Annotated in this window: 14 protein-coding genes; 4 read left to right on the forward strand and 10 right to left on the reverse strand. The window is 62.4% G+C overall.

Features of this window, described 5'->3' with window-relative positions; genetic code table 11:
• Positions 1-13: 13 nt before the first annotated feature.
• The 4 genes from KCX59_RS07240 to KCX59_RS07255 all read right to left on the reverse strand — a co-directional run bounded on the left by KCX59_RS07240 (position 14) and on the right by KCX59_RS07255 (position 2,394).
• The gene (locus tag KCX59_RS07240) at positions 14-409 is read right to left on the reverse strand and encodes a glycosyl hydrolase family 28-related protein (RefSeq protein WP_179019164.1); all 396 of its coding nucleotides are present in this window, start codon (positions 407-409) and stop codon (positions 14-16) included.
• Positions 410-418: 9 nt separating this feature from the next.
• Complete coding sequence (locus KCX59_RS07245; RefSeq protein ID WP_179019162.1) at positions 419-646, reverse strand: hypothetical protein; 228 nt, start codon at positions 644-646, stop codon at positions 419-421.
• A gap of 52 nt (positions 647-698) precedes the next feature.
• A complete protein-coding gene (gene deoC, locus KCX59_RS07250) occupies positions 699-1,391 on the reverse strand; it encodes a deoxyribose-phosphate aldolase (RefSeq protein ID WP_179019160.1) in 693 nt (230 codons plus the stop codon).
• A gap of 115 nt (positions 1,392-1,506) precedes the next feature.
• Entirely contained in the window at positions 1,507-2,394 is an 888-nt protein-coding gene (locus KCX59_RS07255) for an FAD-dependent oxidoreductase (RefSeq protein ID WP_178997962.1), read from the reverse strand.
• Positions 2,395-2,583: 189 nt separating this feature from the next.
• On the opposite strand from KCX59_RS07255, the gene KCX59_RS07260 reads away from it, so the two are divergent.
• Complete coding sequence (locus KCX59_RS07260; protein ID WP_179019158.1) at positions 2,584-3,180, forward strand: dihydrofolate reductase family protein; 597 nt, start codon at positions 2,584-2,586, stop codon at positions 3,178-3,180.
• Positions 3,181-3,355: 175 nt separating this feature from the next.
• On the opposite strand, the gene KCX59_RS07265 is transcribed toward KCX59_RS07260, so the two are convergent.
• A complete protein-coding gene (locus tag KCX59_RS07265; protein ID WP_179019156.1) occupies positions 3,356-3,787 on the reverse strand; it encodes a hypothetical protein in 432 nt (143 codons plus the stop codon).
• 237 nt (positions 3,788-4,024) lie between these two features.
• Here KCX59_RS07265 and KCX59_RS07270 point away from each other — a divergent pair, with 237 nt between their 5' ends.
• A complete protein-coding gene (locus tag KCX59_RS07270; RefSeq protein WP_017199306.1) occupies positions 4,025-4,456 on the forward strand; it encodes a LexA family protein in 432 nt (143 codons plus the stop codon).
• Here KCX59_RS07270 and KCX59_RS07275 read toward each other — a convergent pair.
• Positions 4,447-5,469 (reverse strand): LacI family DNA-binding transcriptional regulator, encoded by a 1,023-nt coding sequence (locus tag KCX59_RS07275; RefSeq protein ID WP_218649677.1) that lies wholly within the window; start codon positions 5,467-5,469, stop codon positions 4,447-4,449. The two genes, KCX59_RS07270 and KCX59_RS07275, sit on opposite strands and share 10 nt — an antisense overlap.
• 135 nt (positions 5,470-5,604) lie before the next feature.
• Here KCX59_RS07275 and KCX59_RS07280 point away from each other — a divergent pair, with 135 nt between their 5' ends.
• Together KCX59_RS07280 and KCX59_RS07285 are read left to right on the forward strand one after the other, a co-directional pair.
• Positions 5,605-7,071, forward strand: coding sequence for a sugar porter family MFS transporter (locus tag KCX59_RS07280; RefSeq protein WP_091466208.1), 1,467 nt, complete (start codon positions 5,605-5,607; stop codon positions 7,069-7,071).
• Positions 7,072-7,241: 170 nt separating this feature from the next.
• Positions 7,242-8,540, forward strand: a complete 1,299-nt coding sequence (locus KCX59_RS07285) for a Y-family DNA polymerase (protein ID WP_179019154.1) — start codon at positions 7,242-7,244, stop codon at positions 8,538-8,540.
• A 37-nt stretch (positions 8,541-8,577) separates the two neighbouring features.
• Here the strand turns inward: KCX59_RS07285 and KCX59_RS07290 are convergent, their stop codons facing one another.
• The 4 genes from KCX59_RS07290 to nirB form a co-directional block, all read right to left on the reverse strand.
• Positions 8,578-9,366 carry a hypothetical protein gene (locus tag KCX59_RS07290; RefSeq protein WP_179019152.1) on the reverse strand — a complete coding sequence of 263 codons (789 nt, stop codon included), beginning with the start codon at positions 9,364-9,366 and terminating at the stop codon, positions 8,578-8,580.
• A 260-nt stretch (positions 9,367-9,626) separates the two neighbouring features.
• Positions 9,627-10,784, reverse strand: coding sequence for a uroporphyrinogen-III synthase (locus tag KCX59_RS07295; protein ID WP_179019150.1), 1,158 nt, complete (start codon positions 10,782-10,784; stop codon positions 9,627-9,629).
• Between the two features lie 12 nt (positions 10,785-10,796).
• Positions 10,797-11,831 (reverse strand): uroporphyrinogen-III C-methyltransferase, encoded by a 1,035-nt coding sequence (gene cobA, locus KCX59_RS07300; RefSeq protein WP_091466215.1) that lies wholly within the window; start codon positions 11,829-11,831, stop codon positions 10,797-10,799.
• A 9-nt stretch (positions 11,832-11,840) separates the two neighbouring features.
• Positions 11,841-14,471, reverse strand: a complete 2,631-nt coding sequence (gene nirB / locus KCX59_RS07305) for a nitrite reductase large subunit NirB (protein WP_179019148.1) — start codon at positions 14,469-14,471, stop codon at positions 11,841-11,843.
• Between the last annotated feature and the right edge of the window lie 123 nt (positions 14,472-14,594).

Below are 14,594 nucleotides of genomic sequence, written 5' to 3' on the forward strand. Positions count from 1 at the left end.
CGCCGAATGGCCCCTAGAATTCAAGGAAGTCCGGACCTGCTTTCAGCACGGTGGTTGGCCCGACTCCCCTGAGGGATACATTGCTCTTCATAACCAAAGGACGTTCCAGGATGAAGACGCCCTCGGGCAACTGCACGATCGCTCCGCCACTCTTGGACGCGGAATCTATGGCATGTTGCAGGGATTTGGAGGTGTCCTCGGGGTCGAGGTATCCCTCCACCACCCATTCCTTGACGCTGATTGCCTTGCTTCCCAACGCATCGCAGGAGGCTGCTTCCACGCGTTGGGGTGCATCCGGCTTGCTGAGGGCACCCGCTGAAGCGCAGCCAGTGAGAAACAGCGTGGTCGCCAAGGAAACGACCAACATAAAGGAATGGCCCAGGCGGGAGCCCGGGCCATTCAATGTCATCAGCGGGGTCTAGCTTTCGCCGGCAGAATCAGAGCGACCAAAAATGGTCTGCGGGATCCAAAACGCCAGCGCGAACAGGCCGAGGCAGACGGCCATCGGCCACGGGTTATCGAGCGTGAGGAAGGACAGCGAGTAGATGGCACCCAGGAAGAGCACGATCATGACCACGAACAGCACAATGCTCTGGACGAGACTATTCTCTTTTTCAATGGGGGCGCTTGTGGCGTTCTTGGACATTCATTCCTCCTCGCCCCGCAGGGCTCAAAAATCTCTGACGGCAGCGGAAGCCTTAGTAGGCGGATGAACCCTGTTCACCCTTGACAATGGCAATTCCGGAGCTCGCTCCGATACGTGTTGCACCAGCAGCAATCATAGCCTGTGCATCGGCCAGGGAGCGCACTCCACCTGAGGCCTTCACGCCCACCTCCGGCCCCACGGTCTTGCGCATCAATGCAACGTCCTCGACGGTGGCACCGCCGCCATTGAATCCGGTGGACGTCTTGACGAAGTCCGCCCCGGCTTCCACGGCCGCTTCGCAGGCAATGACCTTCTGCTCATCGGTCAGCATGGAGGTCTCGATGATCACCTTCAGGATGGCCTCCCCGGCATGGACTACCTCGGACACGGCCCTGATGTCGTCCACCAGCGCGCCCTTGTCGTTGGCGCGGGCGGAGGCCATGTTGATCACCATGTCGATTTCATCCGCGCCGTCCAGTACGGCTCCGCGGGCCTCGAAAGCCTTGACGTCGCTGGGGGTGGCACCCAGGGGGAAGCCGATGACCGAGCACGTGAGCACGCCCGAACCTTTGAGGGCCTTGGTGACGGTCTTGACCCACACCGGGTTCACGCACACCGACTTGAACTTGTACTCGACTGCCTCGGCGCACACCTTGAGGACGTCGGCCTGGCTGGCCTCAGGCTTCAACAATGTGTGGTCAATGTAGGAGGCGATATTTTCAGGTGCGACGGCTTCGTTGCTCATGGGATCCTTCCGTGCAGGGCGTGGCCGGCCCGGTGGCCGCAGGGTTGTCACTGCCCGTCAAAGGACCATCTTGCCACATGCGCCGGAGGTCACTGGGGCCGCCGCCAAGGGGGCGTCAAGCCGCGATCAACGCCTGCTGATCGTCTTTGCCCGCACTCAAGAGCAGGCCTGAGGCGCACAGCATCGCAGAGGACTCGGCGGACAGAAGCAGGCCCAGCCGTAGTCCGTCGCAGGACGCGGCATCGCCAATCGCCCAGATGCCTGGTACGGACGTGGCGAGGTCGCGACTTACCGAAATGCCGCCGTCGGGAGCGGTTGTGAGCCCGGCGCTTTCGGCGAGGTCGTTGCGGGCAGTGCGCTCCTCGGCCAGTACCACCAGGTCGCCTTTCATGCTGCTGCCGTCTTCGAAGAGGATGCCGGTGGCCGGCAGCATGGAACCCTGCGCACCCGTGCCGGTGCTGGCGGAAGGCACGACGGCGGTGGGGCGGAGGGTTGTGCGGACGGGGCGGACCCCGCGTGCACGCAGCACAGCCTCGGCCTGACCCGCCGCCGGTCCGTTCCCAACGAGGATTCCCAGGGGACGGCGGCCCACCAGGCGGGTGACGTCCTTGACCGCTTCGCCGATGTTCGCGGCGTCGTCGATGGTGGAGTAACTCAGGCTGGATTCGGCGCCTGGCACCGGCGGAAGGGCCGGGGCCGAGCCGGTGGCGATGACCAACTGGTCGTAGGAGAACTCCATGCCATCCACGGTGGTGACAATCCTTGCATCGGCGTCAATGAAGCTGGCTGCCTGCCCGAAGCGGACCGAGACCTGGGGGAGTTCGGCGAGTTCCAACAGGACGTCCGGGCACTCGTCGCGGTTGCTGAGCACAGTGATGGTTCCGTGGAAAGCGCGCTGCCGGGATTCGGACGCTCCGGCTAGTCGCCGCACCAGAGCCTGGGCCGCGGGACCTGCCCCTGCAATGACGATGTGGAGGGAAGGTGCGGACGGGATGGCGGACATGTTTGGCCCTTTCGCTCATGTGACCTGCTGTTGATCATCAGCGTAGGGGGCCGGTTTTTCGCGGGTGTTTCGCCGCTGTTGCCATCTTTGGCCGATCCGTAGCGTGCTGTTTACCGGCCGGTAATAACGTGGATCACATTGCGCGCGCGGACCGTTCTGCCCCGGCCGCCGTGGTGGCATGATGGGCGCATGAGCCAAGTCACGTGCGATCTGACTGTTTCACTGGATGGATTTGTTGCTGGCCCCAACCAGCGCGTGGAGGAGCCGTTGGGCGACGGCGGAGAGCTCCTGCACAGATGGATGTTCGAAGAGCCGGAGACGAACGCGCCGGAGATCGCAGGGATTCTCGCGGCTGGTGCGTTCATCATGGGACGCAACATGTTTGCGGGGCCCGGACCGGCGGCGTGGGACACGGAATGGCGGGGCTGGTGGGGCGAGGAACCGCCATATCACGCACCCGTTTTCGTGCTCACCCACCATCGCCGTGAGTCGTTGGAGATGGAAGGCGGAACGACCTTCAACTTCGTCACCGACGGCATCGAATCGGCATTGACGCAGGCCCGCGAAGCTGCCGGGGACAAAGACGTAGCCATTGCCGGCGGAGCGCAGACCGCCCGCCAGTATCTATCGGCCGGGCTCATGGACGAGCTGCGGCTCCACATTTCACCCATGGTCCTGGGTGGTGGTGAGCGATTGCTCGACGGCGTGGGAAACCTGGAACTTGAACAGGCAGAGGTACGCGGGACTGGCCTGGTGACGCATGTGCGGTATCGGGTAATTCGCTAGTGGCGGGTGGGGCTCCCTGCTGATGGTGTTTTGCTGAATGAGCCGGAGACGCTGCCCCCCAATCCATTCCGCACGACGCGGACACCGGGTAGACCGTCGCGGAAGCCCGCGAGGCCGTCGTTTGCCTGAGTATAGGGAGTCGACGGCGCTCAGGTCGGCGCCGCTGACACAGGCTTTATCGCTGGCGCGTGACCTTGCGTGTCTCGCGGAACTCCTCCGGTACGTTGACAACGCCTTTCGGGACAGACACTGTAATTCCCTTTTTGGTCACACTGGTGACGTTGTGACCCAACTCCTTGGCGTACTCGACGATGGGTTGTGAAGCAGCCCTGTTTTGGATGATGGCGACGAGCACGATCATGAGGAAACCAAGGGTCAGCAGTCCGGGCACCGCGATGGCGATCGCCGGGCCGATGAGGCCGTTCAGAAACATGGCCGGGCCGAGGAACCACAGCACTACCGAAGACACCATGAACCCGAGAACCAGCTTCTCGGAGCGTGCGTGCACGAACTGCGCGCGGGCCAGCTCATCCGGGTGGCGTTCCTTGACCATGCATGTGACGTCGGCGCTAAGCGCACCGGCGAGTTGCTTGCTTCGGTCGGTCATTGCTCTCCAATGAGTGGTGCCCGGACCCGCCGCAGCAGCACTGCGCCGACGCCAAAGACGATAGTTTGATGAGTTTCGGCCAGTAAGCCGATCGCTTGACTTTCCCTAAAATACTCGTCATCAGCCTGAATGCGCCGAACAACCACCCTACGCCGGGGATCGAACGCTGGGTGGACACAATGTCTGTCATCCGCTGTACACTGAACTATCGAACATATATTCGAATAAAGGTGTGTTGTGGGCGTGATAGTCGGCCCCCGCGTGATAGATGCGGGCTTTTCCCTTATGTCAGTGCTGCTGGCGCCTATCCCGGTGGCTGCGGGCTATCCGTCGCCCGCCCAGGACTACTTTGATGGTCGAATCGATCTCAACGAGCACCTGATCAAGGATGTCACCAGCACTTTCGTAGTGAGGGTGACCGGTGAGTCCATGGAGGGCGCCGGGATAAGCGACGGTGACGAGTTGATCGTCAACCGCGCGCTGGAGCCCAAGGACGGGTCCGTCGTCGTGGCTGTCCTCGATGGCGAGCTGACCATCAAAAGGCTACGGGTCACGTCCTCGGGCGTAGTCCTGCAGGCCGATAATCCCAAGTATCCGGACATTCGTGTCCCTGCAATGTCAGAGTTGACCATTTGGGGTGTCGCCACCACGTGCCTGCATCACATTTGACTGTTTCCAACTGGCGGGGCTGTCGAGTTTCGCACCACGAGCTGCGGCGTGAGGCGCTTGTCTGCGGCGGGCCCATCGGGATTGCTGAGGCGTTCCAGGGCAACGGTTCCCGCAATCCGCCCGAGTTCAACGGCGTGGAGGTCAACGGATGTGAGGTCGATGCCGTGAAGTCCGGAGGTCCTCGAGTTGTCGTATCCCACCAGGGAAAGCTCCGACGGAAACGAAAGGCCCAGCGCGTACGCAGCCTCGCGGGCGCCCAGGGCGAGAGGGTCGTTGTGGGTGAATATTGCCGTTGGCCGGTCAGTCATAGCGAGCAATTTGGCGGCCGCCCGCTGTCCGGCGTCCTGCGTAAAGTCATCGGCCTCGAGCAATAGTGGCTTCAGTCCGGCGTCGCGCATGGTTTGTGCGTAACTCTGCCTGCGGACCGTATGGCCGTCGTAGACGGGGCCCGCCAGGTGGGCGATTCTCGTGTGGCCCAGCCTGATGAGATGTTCGGTGGCTGCGCGGGCGCCGGCGGCATCGTCTGAATAGACGCTGTCCACGCCATCCACGGGACGCGTCACGCTGACCAGTGGAACGATCTTGGCCAATTCATGGACCCGTTCGTCGGAATCCAGCAGGGTGGCGGCAATGATTATCCCCACTCGCGCCTCAATCAGTGATTCCAGCGCGCCGTCGTCCTCGCCGTCAACAGACCGGGAGACACTCAGGATGAGCCGGTTGCCGTCCTGGGGCAGTGCCATGCGGACGCCGCTGAGGATGTCAGCGTAGACCTCGTTGCGGATGTCCAGGAGATGGAGCCCGACGGCGGACCGATGCTTTCGTGCGAGATCGGCAGCTACTGCGTTGGGTCGGTAGCCCAGGCGCTTTGCGGCATCGAAGATCGCCTGTTTGGTTTCCTCGCTGACGCCCGGTGCACCGCGGAAGGCAAAAGACACGAGGGTTCGGGAGACGCCGACTTCCTTGGCGACGTCGCTTTGAGTGGCCGAACGATGGCGGTTGTCGATAACCATGCCCTCATCCTCCCATGGCGGAAAGTCACGAACCCAGGCATTTGTTAGTTTGACCTTACATTTAAGCCTTTCGCGCGTTAGTCTGTATTCAGAGCGGGTGAATATGACCCGCAGCACACTGACAAAGGAGTCTTGATGTCTGCCACACAAACGCAGCGGGGAGCCGCCGATGGCGCCTCGCTCCCTCCGCTGACAAATGGTCCGCACAGAAAGCGCCTCGGCCTCGTTGCCTTGGTAGCCACCTTCGGCGGTCTTCTCTTCGGCTACGACACCGGCGTCATCAACGGCGCACTGAGGCCTATGACCGTGGACCTCGCATTGACGCCGCTGACAGAAGGAATCGTCACCAGCTCCCTTTTGTTCGGAGCGGCTGCCGGAGCGGTTGGCGGTGGGCGCTTGTCGGATGGTTGGGGTCGCCGCAAAACGATCATCCTGTTGGCCGTCCTGTTCTTTGCCGGGACCATTGCCTGCGTCTTCGCACCGAGCTTCGAAGTCATGGTGCTGGGGCGGGTCATCCTCGGCCTGGCTGTCGGTGGCGCCTCTACCGTGGTCCCGGTGTTCCTTGCCGAGCTGGCGCCGTATGAAATCCGTGGCTCCCTTGCGGGACGGAACGAACTCATGATCGTCATTGGGCAGCTCGCGGCTTTCGTAGTCAACGCCATTATCGGCAATGTCTGGGGTGAATTCGGGGGAGTCTGGCGCATCATGCTTGCGGTCGCAGCCCTGCCCGCCATAGCTCTGTTCTTCGGTATGCTGCGCATGCCTGAGTCGCCGCGTTGGCTCATTTCCAAGGGGAGGTCGCAAGAAGCGCTGGAAGTGCTGAAGACCATTCGATCCGTGGAGCGAGCCGAGGCTGAAATGGCCGATGTGAAGCACTTGGCTGACGAGGAACGGGCTTCAAAAGCAACCTCTTGGGGAGCACTCAAGGACAAATGGATCCTGCGCATTGTGCTGGTAGGTATCGGCTTGGGCGTGGCTCAGCAGCTAACCGGCATCAACTCGATCATGTACTACGGGCAGTCCGTGCTGGTTGAAGCCGGCTTCGACTCAAGTGGAGCCCTCATTGCCAACATTGCCCCCGGCGTCATTGCGGTGGTCGGTGGCGTCATTGCCTTGACGCTCATGCAACGGATTAATCGACGCACCACCCTGCTCCTTGGATTCACGCTGACCACCGTTTGCCACTTCCTCATCGGAATCGCCTCGATCGTCCTGCCCGTCGGCAATGCCGCACGCCCCTTCGTTATCTTGTTCCTGGTGGTGGCGTTTGTAGGATCCATGCAGACATTCCTCAACATCGCCGTGTGGGTGATGCTGTCCGAGATCTTCCCGCTGCATGTTCGCGGCTTCGCGATCGGCCTGTCGGTATTCTGCCTCTGGATCGCCAATGCCCTCCTCGGCCTCTTCTTCCCCACGTTGGTGGCGGGCGTGGGGATTACGGGAACGTTCTTCCTCTTTGGGATTGTTGGAATCCTGGCCCTCGTCTTCATCTACACGCAGGTTCCCGAAACCCGCGGACGCACCTTGGAGGCACTCGAAGAAGATGTGACCACCGGTGCCATCTACCTGGTGCACAAGAAGGAGCCGGCAGCAACTTCTTAGAACTCCGCACCGTTGGCATCCCGCCCGCCGGACTCCCGTAGTCCGGCGTGCGGGATGTCTTCTTGTCAGGGGCTGGCGGTACAGTGAAGGTATTCGAATGTATGTTCGAATGCATGGCGTGTCGCGCACTCGAATGCTGGTACGCGTGCTAGTGCGAGCCAAGGAGTGGAATGTCCAAGCCAGCGCTCATGCATCGCATGCAGGAGATCGCCCACGTGGATATCAACTGCTTCTATGCGTCGGCAGAACGTGCCTTCAATCCTGCGTTGGAGGGCAAGCCGCTGATCGTCCTGTCCAACAACGACGGCTGCGCCGTGACCAGGTCGCCGGAGGCCAAAAGACTGGGAATCGGACTCGGCGAGCCTTGGTTCAAGCTTGCTCCACGCGCCAAGGAATGGGGACTTATTGCACTCTCAAGCAACTATGAACTGTATGGAGACATCAGCTCGCGGGTGATGGAGCTCCTGGCCCGGTACTCAGCATGGCAGGAGGTGTACTCCATTGATGAAGCGTTCCTCGGAGTCAAAGGGCGACCCGAGGATCTGTTGGAGCTAGGGCGCACCATCAAAGCTGCCTGCCAACGACACGTGGGGGTTCCCGTTTGTGTAGGAATCGCGCGCACCAAGACGCTTGCCAAGCTGGCCAACAAGTGGGCAAAGCACAACCCGGCCTTCAATGGGGTGTGCCGGTGGGACTCCATCCCGGAGGCCCAACGCGAAGCACTCATGGCACGGCTCTCCGTGATCGAAATCTGGGGCGTCGCCACCAGGCTCACGAAACGCCTGAACGCGATGGGGATCTTCTCCATCCTGGACCTGGTCCGTGCCGACCCCGTGGCATTGCGGGACAAGTTCTCCATCGTCATGATGCGGACTGTGCTGGAACTGCAAGGCACCCCCTGCATCCCCATGGAGGAGGAACGGATCGGGCGGGATCAACTGATCTTCTCCCGCTCTTTCTCCACGCCCATAACCTCAGCAGCTGAGCTGCGGCAGGTACTGAGTGTCTATGGCCAGATGGCCAGTGCCAGGCTGGCCAAGCATGACCTGCAAGCCAAGCTGCTGACTGCCTTTGCCGCAACGTCGGTCTACAACCCCAACGACAAATCGTTCCCCACTGTCAACGTCAAGCTGCCAATGCCCACCTCGGATCCGGTGTTGCTGACCAAGGCTGCGCATGCGCTGGTTCCCAAAATCCAGGAAGGCGTGAGGTACGCCAAAGCTGGAATCATGGTCACGGACCTCCGACCCAGCGGCAACCAGAAACCGCTGGAAATCTTCGAGAACCGGCATGAAGAACGGGGCATAGGCCCCTTGCTGGAACAGGTCAGCAAGCGCTATGGCCGTGGCTCCATCGGTTTGGGCCATGCGGGCATCAAAGGCGGCCCGGACTGGTCCATGAAACGCGACATGCTCAGCCCCCGCTACACCACCAACTGGGACGAGCTTCCCCTGGTGAAGGCGGCCTAGCGTGTCAGCGAGCGGGATTGGCCATCGGATCAGCTGATCACTTGTAGGACTCGAACACGATCGAGTCGAAGACAGTGCGTGCCTCTCTCATCAGCTCCGGATTGATCGATTCGTCGATATAGCCCACCGCAACGACAGCCCGCCGGCCCTCCAAGTCGACCACCCGGTAGGTCTCGTGTTCATTCTGAGTCGAGTACCAGTGTGTGCAGTGGTACATCATTTCTGAGTGGATGCAGAACTTGCCGCCGTCGCAGGCCGGGATGTCCACGTCGCCCTCGACGGAGTGGTCGAACTCGAAGCCGGGGTAATCGCCCACCATGATCTTGACAGGAGGAGTGCTTGCCGTTGACGATTGCGCCGCCATAGCCCTAGTGAAGGCCCAGTCCGCAGGACCGACATCGGCAAGGGCACCCCTCCAGTGGCATGCGTCCATCGACACATAGAACGCGGACCCAAGGGTCAGGTGGACGGCCCATTCAGCCGGGTGATCCGGGTCATCCTTGCCCAGGCTGTTGCCGTCGAGAGCAGACCAGCCGCCTGGAACGGTGATCTCGAAAGGCTCCTTGTAGCCGTCGACGGGGACTAGATATGTGCCGGCGTCGATATCGCCACTCTTCGGCAGCGGCGGGACCGTGCGAGGGTCGCGACTCTCCGGCAGCGGTGGGACCGTGCGAGCCTCCGTCATCGGAGAACTGGCAGACGGCATGGATGCGTCGTCGGACTCATACTCGCACCCGCCGAGACATCCAATCAGTGCGATAGTCACCAAGGGCAAGAGATGGCGCGAACGCCGAGCGGCCTTTTCGGGGGGTGTCATGGAACTCATTGATCCACCAGGCCGCTACAAGGTGCTGTGAGGCCCCGCAGCCGGGTGGCCCCGCGGGCGGTCCAAGATGGAATGCCGTCGCCTCAAGTCTCCTACGACAGAGAACCCGTGACAATGAAGAGTTCGACGGAGAAAAGTTCGACTCCGCCTGATCCCGAGGTGTCCCGAGCGACGTTCTACAGGCGGTCAGGAGTGCTTGGGGACCAGCAGGGCGACATTTAGCTCCGCAAAAGACCGCCGTTTATCGCCAACATTCACACCTAAGCCCGCAGCCGGTAGCCGCGCTTCACTACGGTTTCCACAAGTTTGCCATCAGGAAGGGAAGACCTGAGCCTGCTGACCGTCATGTCCAAAGCGTGTACGGAACCGCGCAGGTCCAGCAGGTCGGAGAGAGCTTCCCTGGACAGGACAGCCCCACCCGCGCCGAGCAGCGCCCGCAGCAGCAGGAGGGGAGCCGGCGCAAGGTCCACCACCTCACCGTTGATCCGCAGGCAGCGTCCACGGAGCTCGATGGTGGCGCTCTTGGTTTCCAAGCGCCGCACGTGGTTCAGCGAAAGATGTTCGGTGACCAGCCTGATGAGCGCACCCATGCGGTAACGATCAGGGATCAACGGGGTGAGGCCGGCGTCGACCAGCGGTTGAGCGGTGACCGGACCGACGGCCGCAACAGTCACCGGGCCCTTGAGAGCTTCGATGAGCTGGCGGTACAGGCCCATTTCGTGTGCGGTGCTCCACATGGCGTCCACTGCCGGGGCACTGGTGAACGTCAGGACATCGAGGTTTCCGCTGACCACGGCTTCGATCAGGCGCGGCAGTTTGTCTTCGCCGTCGGGCTTCACCCAGCGGTACGGAGTCACCGTCAAGACAGTAGCTCCGGACATACGCAGCCGTTCCAGCTGGCGGACGTCCGTGTAGCCGTGCAACTGGACGGCCACGGTCTTGCCGCGCACGCCTTCGGCCAGGAGCATGTCCACCAGTGTGGCGGTGGTTTCGTCACTGCTGATTCCGACGTCGGCAAGGCCGGCCGCCCGAACGGCACCGCGGGCTTTGGGGCCACGGACGAACATGCGGCAGGCGGACAGCGTGTCCAGCAGTTGCTCGCCGATGCCAAAGGAATCAGCGGCCTCACACCAGCGGCGCATGCCGTAGGCGGTGGTGGCGATGCAGATGTCCGGCTTGGCCTCGATGATGGTGCGGGTGTCCTCGATGAGGACCATGTCCTCCTGCACCGGGGCGATCTTCAGGGCGGGCGCGTGCAACACGCTCGCACCGCGGCGCTCCAGAGCCTCAATGAGGTCGCGGGAGCGGCGGTGCGAGGTGACGCCAATGCGGAATCCGTCCAACGGCGCTTCTACGGCATCGGCAACTTCCGGCGCGGCAGTAGCGTCCTGGACTTCGATGGCACGTGCAACAGTCATGTGTTCTTACCTTCAGGCTTCAAGGAGCGAAGCCGCGAGTCGGCTCAGTTCAGCGGATGCTTCGGCATGATTCCGGTTGGCTTCAGCAACCCGAACCACCTCGCCAATGACCAACACGGCCGGGTTGCTGCAGCCGGTGGCTGCCGTTTCGATGGTACCGAGGTCAGCGATGGTGGTGCGTTGACCCGGGCGGTACCCACGTTCCACCACGGCCATTGGCATGTCCGAATTCATCCCCGCTCGGCGGAGCCCGGCCGCCAGCTGGGGCAGGGTGCCGATGCCCATGAGGACCACGATAGTCCCGCCAAGTCCGGCAAGGTGGGTGTGTTCCTTCTCCGTCAACGGGGCATGGCCGGATACCACGGTGAACATGTGGCTGACCTCGCGGTGCGTCACCGGGATTCCGGCTGCAGCGGGAACGGAAATGGCACTGGTGACACCGGAGATGACCCTCACCGGGACGCCGGCAGCAACACACGCAGCCACTTCTTCGCCGCCGCGGCCAAACACGTACGGATCGCCGCCCTTGAGCCTGACCACATTCTTGCCCAGCAGAGCAGCCTCCACCATCAGCTTCTCGATGTCCCTCTGAGTCACCTTGTGAAGCCCGGGCTGCTTTCCAACGTCCACGAGCTCCGCAGAGGTCAGATCAGCCAGTTCCTGATAGGGCGCAAGCCGATCGTAAAACACCACATCGGCATCGCGCAGGGCGTCCACAGCACCCACCGTGAGCAGATCCAGGGCTCCCGGGCCTCCACCCACCAGGGTCACGTGGCCTTCGGCACCGGGTGCAGGCTCGAAGGCTACGGGAATCCCGGCGTCGCGGCAGCGTTCCACCAGCGGCAGCCAGCCGGACCCGCCGTCGTCCACTACCGCCACCAGGAACGGGCGCTCGGGAAGTTGGCCGTCGCCCGGCACACCTTCCGGGGCGCTCAGCCGGTACACGTTGGCACCGGCGCTCTGGTATCGGCGGACCGCCTGGCGGGCAGACTTTTCAGATCCCGTGACAAGGACGTCGCGGCCGGTGAGATCAATGGTGAGCTGCATGGTGAACCCCTAGTTTTCTACGCCGACGGTTTCGCTGCGGACCGGGATAGTGGAAGCGATGAGCACGCCGCCCTTTTCCTCGTTGGTGGCCGGACGGATCTGGCCGCGCTCCGGAACGAAGGAAATGGATTCGTCCTTCTGGTTGGGAGCGTTGACGAACGAACGGAAACGGCGGAGGCGCTCCGGGTCCTTCAGGGTCTCGGCCCACTCGTCCTCATAGGTGTCGATGTGCTTGGCCATGGCGGCTTCAAGCTCGTCGGCAATGCCCAAGGAGTCGTTGACCACTACTTCCTCGACGTGCTTGATTCCGCCGTCGAGCTCTTCCTGCCAGCGCGCGGTGCGCTGGAGGCGGTCAGCGGTGCGGATGTAGTACATGAGGTAACGGTCGATGTACTTCAGGAGGGTTTCGTCGTCCAGGTCCTTGGCCAGCAGCTGGGCGTGCGCCGGGGTGGCGCCACCGTTACCGCCTACGTACAGGTTCCAACCGTCGGCCGTGGCGATCACGCCAACATCCTTGCCACGGGCTTCGGCACATTCACGGGCGCAACCGGAGACACCCATTTTCAGCTTGTGGGGGCTGCGGAGGCCGCGGTAGCGCAGCTCCAAGGCGATGGCCATGGCCACCGAGTCCTGCACACCGAAGCGGCACCATGTAGAACCAACGCAGGACTTCACGGTACGAAGGCTCTTGCCGTAGGCCTGTCCGGATTCGAAGCCGGCGTCCACCAGTTCCTTCCAGATGTCCGGCAGCTGCTCCAGGCGGGCACCGAACATATCGATGCGCTGTCCACCCGTGATCTTCGTGTACAGGTTGTACTTCTCAGCTACGGCCGCGATGACGCCGAGACCCTTCGGCGTGATCTCGCCACCCGCGATGCGGGGGACCACCGAATAGGTGCCGTCCTTCTGCATGTTCGCCAAGGCGCGGTCGTTGGTGTCCTGCAGCGCACCACGTCCGGCATCCAGAACATAGGCGGAGTGCTGGCTGGCCAGGATGGAGGCAATGGTCGGCTTGCAGATATCGCAGCCCGCTCCGGTGCCGTACTTGGCCATGATGTCTTCGAAGGACGTGAGCTCAAGGACGCGGATGGCATCGAAGAGTTCCTGCCGGGAAAGGCTGATGTGCTCACACAGTGCCTTTGAGACTTCAATGCCGGACTTCTTCAGTTCGCCTTCCAGGAGCTTCTTGAGCATGGGAACGCACGAACCACACTGGGTGCCGGCCCTGGTGCAGCCCTTCAGCTCGCCGAGCTCCTGCACCGGGGAATTGCCCTCGCAGGCACCGCAGCCGTTGATGGTGTCACGGATAGTTCCGGCGGCCACGTTGTTGCAGGAGCACAGGATGGCGTCGTCCGGAAGTTCGGTTTCAGGGGCCTCGCCTCCTCCGGCAGCGCTCAGGTAGGCACCCGGTTCGGCGGACAGTTCGCGGCCCAGAAGCGGGCGGAGGCTCATGTACGGGGAAGCATCGCCCACGAAGATGCCACCCAGGAGGGTCTTGGCATCATCTGTGGTGACAATTTTCTGGTAAACGCCACGCGCGGGGTCGGCGTAGACGATCTCCAGGGAGTGCTCGGTGCGGGCAAACGCGTCGCCGAAGCTGGCAACGTCAACGCCGGACAACTTGAGCTTGGTGGCAGTGTCAAAGCCCGGGAATGTTGCTTCTCCACCGTGCAGGCGGTCAGCAACGATCTCGGCCATGGTGTTGGCAGGAGCCACGAGGCCCAGGCACATGCCCTCGAAGTTGGCCACCTCGCCTATGGCCCAGATGCCCTCGACTTCCGTGGCGCAGAAATCATTGATGACAACGCCGCCGCGCTGGCCCAGGCTAAACAGCTGCTCTTCGCCTTCTGCCGCGCGGAAGAGGTCGTCCCGGGGCTTCACGCCGATAGCCACGATTACAAGGTCTGCGTCGATGGTCCGGCCGTCAGCCATCAGGACACCGGTGACCTTGCCGTCGTCGTCCGTGACTACCTCGGAGGGGAAGACGCCACCGTGGACTTCGAAGCCCTTGGCCTCAATCAGGCGGCCGAGGGCCTGGCCGGCACCCTCATCCAGCTGGGTGTTCATCAGCCACGGTGCGCCGTTGATGACGATCGGTGTGGCGCCCAGCTGTTCGGTGCCGGCAGCGGACTCAAGTCCAAGCAAGCCACCACCGATGGTGACCGCGTTGACTTTGCGGCCGAGCTTCTGGCGCAGCTCGGCGATGGCCTTGTTAATGGCCCAGACGTCCTCGAGGGTGCGGTAAACGTGGGTGTGCTCGGAACCGGGGATGGGGAGCCGTGCCGCGTCGGAACCCGAAGCCACTACCAGATGGTCGTATTCGTACTTGTTGCCGGCGGCGGTGAGGACGCTCTTGGCAACGGCGTCGATCTTTACGGCGCGCTCGCCGGTGACCAAAGTCAGGGCTTCGTGGTCCCACATGGATGCATCGCCCAAGGTGAGGTCCACGCCGGTTTCCGTGAGGGCCTTGCTCAGCGCAACGCGGTCGTAGGGGAGGTGTGCCTCTTCGGTCAGCACCGTAACCTGCCAACCTTCAAGTCCGCGATTGAACATGGCGTCGGCGAAACGGTGGGCAGCGGGGCCGCCGCCGACGACGACGATGCGGCGCGGGTTCTCTGTACTTGAAGTGTGTCCGGTCACTGGTGGGCCTTTCGCAGATGTTGCAGACGGATCTCCGCAACTTGTGGTTCCAGCCTAGGGACGGGCAGTTTCGCTTCAGTTTCCCTTTTGTTTCGTGATCTTAACTTCTGCATCACGAACGCA

It is taken from the genome of Paenarthrobacter nitroguajacolicus, from assembly GCF_051027655.1.
In the GTDB taxonomy this organism is placed as follows: domain Bacteria; phylum Actinomycetota; class Actinomycetes; order Actinomycetales; family Micrococcaceae; genus Arthrobacter; species Arthrobacter nitroguajacolicus.

Coding starts and splice junctions, on each gene's coding strand:
- KCX59_RS07240 (WP_179019164.1), bottom strand. CDS start 409: ATGACATTGAATGGCCCGGGCTCCCGCCTGGGCCATTCCTTTATGTTG.
- KCX59_RS07245 (WP_179019162.1), bottom strand. CDS start 646: ATGTCCAAGAACGCCACAAGCGCCCCCATTGAAAAAGAGAATAGTCTC.
- deoC (WP_179019160.1), bottom strand. CDS start 1,391: ATGAGCAACGAAGCCGTCGCACCTGAAAATATCGCCTCCTACATTGAC.
- KCX59_RS07255 (WP_178997962.1), bottom strand. CDS start 2,394: ATGTCCGCCATCCCGTCCGCACCTTCCCTCCACATCGTCATTGCAGGG.
- KCX59_RS07260 (WP_179019158.1), top strand. CDS start 2,584: ATGAGCCAAGTCACGTGCGATCTGACTGTTTCACTGGATGGATTTGTT.
- KCX59_RS07265 (WP_179019156.1), bottom strand. CDS start 3,787: ATGACCGACCGAAGCAAGCAACTCGCCGGTGCGCTTAGCGCCGACGTC.
- KCX59_RS07275 (WP_218649677.1), bottom strand. CDS start 5,469: ATGGTTATCGACAACCGCCATCGTTCGGCCACTCAAAGCGACGTCGCC.
- KCX59_RS07280 (WP_091466208.1), top strand. CDS start 5,605: ATGTCTGCCACACAAACGCAGCGGGGAGCCGCCGATGGCGCCTCGCTC.
- KCX59_RS07285 (WP_179019154.1), top strand. CDS start 7,242: ATGTCCAAGCCAGCGCTCATGCATCGCATGCAGGAGATCGCCCACGTG.
- KCX59_RS07290 (WP_179019152.1), bottom strand. CDS start 9,366: ATGAGTTCCATGACACCCCCCGAAAAGGCCGCTCGGCGTTCGCGCCAT.
- KCX59_RS07295 (WP_179019150.1), bottom strand. CDS start 10,784: ATGACTGTTGCACGTGCCATCGAAGTCCAGGACGCTACTGCCGCGCCG.
- cobA (WP_091466215.1), bottom strand. CDS start 11,831: ATGCAGCTCACCATTGATCTCACCGGCCGCGACGTCCTTGTCACGGGA.